The organism is Pedobacter sp. HMWF019, from assembly GCF_003061025.1.
Classification (GTDB): Bacteria; Bacteroidota; Bacteroidia; order Sphingobacteriales; family Sphingobacteriaceae; genus Pedobacter.
The window spans coordinates 1-3,967 of sequence record NZ_QAIL01000516.1; the positions used below are offsets into that span (position 1 = coordinate 1).

Below are 3,967 nucleotides of genomic sequence, written 5' to 3' on the forward strand. Positions count from 1 at the left end.
ACTTATCACTAATCATATTAACCTCAATATCACATACAGGTTTCTCACAGATTTTTAGTGCAGAACAGAACCCACTTAGTGTAAAATGGAGACAGATCAACAACAAAGGTTTTAAGATCATCTACCCAACTGAACTTGAAAAAGAAGCACAAAGAATGGCCAACACCATCGGCTTCATTTTTCCTTATGACGGCGCCAGTTTAGGCATACACAAAACCACTCTTCCGATCGTACTCCAAAACCGTGGTGTGATCGCAAATGGCTTCGTTCAGTTAGGCCCCAAAAAGTCAGAATTCTACACCACTCCCCCACAGTTTTTCGACAGTCAGGACTGGCTCAATAACCTGGCTGTTCACGAGCTCAGACATGCTGCCCAATACGACAAACTCACCAATGGAAAAGCCTATCCTTTTCCTGAAGAAGTTTACCTCGCCTGGATGGGGGTAAGTATCCCGCTTTGGTTCTTTGAGGGAGACGCCGTAAGCACAGAAACTTCACTCACCCATGCCGGCCGTGGAAGACAGCCTTCCTGGATCATGCCCTACCGGACCAGCCTGCTGGAAAGGAAAAATATATCTTACAGCAAAGCCAATTTTGGATCGGACAAAGACATCACCCCCGGCTACTACCAACTCGGATATCTTATGGTGTCCAATATCAGAACACAGTTCGGAAAAAATATTTTTGACAGCTTGCTTACCGACATTCGTCAGCGGCCCGCCCGCGCCTACCCTTTTGCAGGCAGCCTGAAAAAACTGACAGGCAAAACCGGCAAGGGCTGGTACACCGCCACCACTGCCGATCTCAAAAAGGCATGGACAGCCCAGGATGAAAAAAACCAAAGCATTCCTTATCCCGAACTCAACAAAAAAGCCAAATATGCTACAGACTATTTTTTACCGGCCTGGCTGGAAGACGGAAAAATCCTGGCACTGAAACAAAGCAAAGCCGAAACCCCTTATTTTGTCCGCATAGACAGCAACCAAAAAGAGACCCGCCTGTTTGGCATCGGTTACCAGGAACAACCCTGGTTCAGTTATGCCGCAGGCAAACTGACCTGGGACGAGATCCGTTATGACCCCAGGTTCAGGCAACGCAGTTACAGCGTCATCTGTCTCTACGATTTCAAAACCCGAAAAATTAAAAAGCTGAAAGGCAGGACCAGAACCTTCTCCCCTTCCCTATCGGCCGACGGCAAAAAAATCGTTGCGGTACAAATTGACCTGAGCAACCAGTCTAACCTCATCGAACTCGATGCGGCTACTGGCAACACCTTGTACACCTACCCCAATCCGGAAAACCTGATCCTGCAAAGCCCTGCATTTGACCAGAGCGGAGAACAGGTCACTTACATCAGCGTAAGCGAAAAAGGAAAATCCCTATGGATAGAGGGGAAAGACGGTAAAAAATCCAAACTTTTGCCAGAAGCCAATCAGCAACTCAACAGACCAATATTTAATTCTTCAGGAATCGCATTTAACGCACATTACAGCGGCGTTGACAATATTTACCAGATAGACACCGCTTCAAAAAAAATAAGCGCTCTGAGCGCTTCAAAATACGGCGCCTTTAATCCATCTTTCTCAACAGACGGTAAAAAGATCCTGTTTAACAATTTTGGCCCCGAAGGCTACAACATCACTTCAAGCACCGTCAAACCATCGGCAGTTCAGGAAAACGATTTTGTCTACTTCGGGAAAGCTGCGGAGCAGCAAGAGAATACCGGAAACGTGTTTGAAAAAAACATTCCCGACAGCACCTTTCAGACAGCGTCCTATAAAAAGTTCATGCACCTGTTCAACTTCCACAGTGTAGTCCCGGTCATCGAAAACGAATACATAGGCGGAATTCAGCTGCAATCTAACAACCTGCTCAACACCTTCGATTTTTACACCGGCGTCAATTACCACAGAGATCTGGGCAGATTTGAATACAATGCCGGCATCAACCTGAAAACTTTTTATCCGGTGATCGGACTCAGTTATGAGAACATACCCGAACGAACCTTTTACAGCTCCGCTAAGACCATCAAACAAGGAGACTGGAGAGAGAACTACGTAAAGCTAAACGCAACGATCCCCGTCAACCTGAACGCGCTTGACGAGTACTACAACCTTGGCTTCAATGTAGCCACCAGTTTAACCAAACGCTACATGGCCCAGAACATGCCTTCCAATTTCATCACCTCCCTGAATTTCCCGATGGAATACCGCTTCACCTTCTCTCACGGAAAAACCCAGGCCGCACGTGATATTGCACCAAGATGGGCACAAATTGTACGTTTTCAATATTTCAACCAGCCCTTCGATCAGAAACTGGCCGGCGAGCTCTTTTCAGCAGAAAGTTTCATTTATACCCCCGGACTGCTGAAGAACCATTCCTTCTTAATCAATTTCAGTTATCAGAAAGCCACAGGTGTAAGGCGCTACGCCACCGAGATCAATACCGTGTACGGATACAACAACATCCTGGCAAAAAGTCCGCTCCAGAATACCCTTTTACTCAACTACCGATTCCCAATTGTGTTTCCTGACCTGGAAGTCGGACCATTGGCTTATGTAAGAAATTTGAGGGGAACTCTATTCTGTCATTACGAGAACATCGGAAACGAGACCAATTTTTCTGAACCAAAAACTTATGGTTTTGAACTGCGCAGCAGTATGCACTTGCTGCGTTATCAGCCCCTGGCCGATGTTGGCGCAAGAATGGTATTTGTGAATAAAATTTACAATCAAAATCCTATCTTAGAGTTCATTTTTACCTACACATTTTAAGTCTATGCGTACAAAAACCATTTTCATCATCATCTTTACCGCCCTGCTGACCATTTTTTTAATGATCAATACAGACTCGGTAGAATTCAATTTTATTTTTGTAAAAAAAGACATCTCCAAGCTTGTGGTGGTTGGGGTTTTTACCTTTATTGGATTTGTGCTTGGATACTGGGCAGGAAAGCCGAAAACGGTGATCAGTACTTATGATCAAAAATTTGATGACCCTAAAATAAGTACTGACCACAAAAATAATTTAAGCGACGAGGACCGGGATTACATCAGCTAAAGAGCCTGATCCCAACCCCATTTCAGGAATGAATGGTATGCGTAAATTTAATAGTCGCAGAACGTTCCAGGATATTGGATACCGAGCAATATTTCTCAAAAGTTAAAGCCAATGCCCTTTCCACTTTTTGCTCATTCAACGCACCATACAGGTCAAAATGAATATTGATCGTTTCAAAAATCGGAGGAACCTCTTCATTTTTTCTGCTGGCTTTAATACTGATCTTTACATCTTCCAGAGGCTCTTTCTGCTTAGTCAGCACATTCACTACATCGATACCACTGCAACCGCCTAAACCCACCAGTAACATTTCCATTGGCCTGAACCCCCTGCCTTCACCACCTATTTCAGGTTTAGCATCCAGTTCCACCGTATGTCCTGCCGGATTGATGGCTTCGAAATTAAATTTCCCACTTTTACGTACTAAATTGATTTCCATATGATCTATCAAACATTATAAAATATTCTATTCTCTTTTTCCAGTTCAGGCAAGCGCACTTTATTCTCAAAAATCCCAAAAACACAAGATCCGCTGCCACTCATGGCTGCATAAACTGCGCCCGATTCGTAAAGCACCTTTTTAACCTGTCCAATCTCCGGATATTTTGAAAACACACTCTGCTCAAAGTCATTGTGCAAATACAGCCGCCAGTCTTCTAAAGGCAAATGTATTAAATCTTTCAGCGATCTGCCAGGGATGGAAGGTTTAACCCCCGCATAAGCATCTGCAGTGGAGACATGAACATCAGGTTTGACCAAAACCAGACAATAGGCCGACAGATCAAGCTGCAATTCATTGAATTCATCTCCTTTTCCAAAGGCGTAAACAGGCTTATTTTCAATGAAAAAAGCACAATCTGCACCGAGCTGCCGGGCATACCCCTGCATTGCAGCACTGTTAAGACCC

The 3,967-nt window shown here is 44.5% G+C and carries 4 protein-coding genes; 2 read left to right on the forward strand and 2 right to left on the reverse strand.

What is annotated here, in order from left to right:
* A partial coding sequence (locus tag DBR11_RS26040; RefSeq protein WP_108555490.1) for a PD40 domain-containing protein occupies positions 1-2,774 on the forward strand: 2,774 nt, incomplete at its 5' end.
* 4 nt (positions 2,775-2,778) lie between these two features.
* Complete coding sequence (locus DBR11_RS26045; RefSeq protein WP_108555491.1) at positions 2,779-3,060, forward strand: hypothetical protein; 282 nt, start codon at positions 2,779-2,781, stop codon at positions 3,058-3,060.
* Positions 3,061-3,082: 22 nt separating this feature from the next.
* Here DBR11_RS26045 and DBR11_RS26050 read toward each other — a convergent pair whose 3' ends face one another.
* Both DBR11_RS26050 and DBR11_RS30385 read right to left on the reverse strand, forming a co-directional pair.
* The gene (locus tag DBR11_RS26050) at positions 3,083-3,499 is read right to left on the reverse strand and encodes an OsmC family protein (protein ID WP_108555492.1); all 417 of its coding nucleotides are present in this window, start codon (positions 3,497-3,499) and stop codon (positions 3,083-3,085) included.
* Between the two features lie 8 nt (positions 3,500-3,507).
* Positions 3,508-3,967, reverse strand: a 460-nt coding sequence (locus DBR11_RS30385) for a 4-(cytidine 5'-diphospho)-2-C-methyl-D-erythritol kinase (RefSeq protein WP_369974458.1), incomplete at its 5' end; no start/stop codon positions are given.

Bases quoted from the DNA above. Each gene is read 5' to 3' on its own strand.
- DBR11_RS26050 (WP_108555492.1), bottom strand. From the start codon at position 3,499: ATGGAAATCAATTTAGTACGTAAAAGTGGGAAATTTAATTTCGAAGCC.
- DBR11_RS26045 (WP_108555491.1), top strand. From the start codon at position 2,779: ATGCGTACAAAAACCATTTTCATCATCATCTTTACCGCCCTGCTGACC.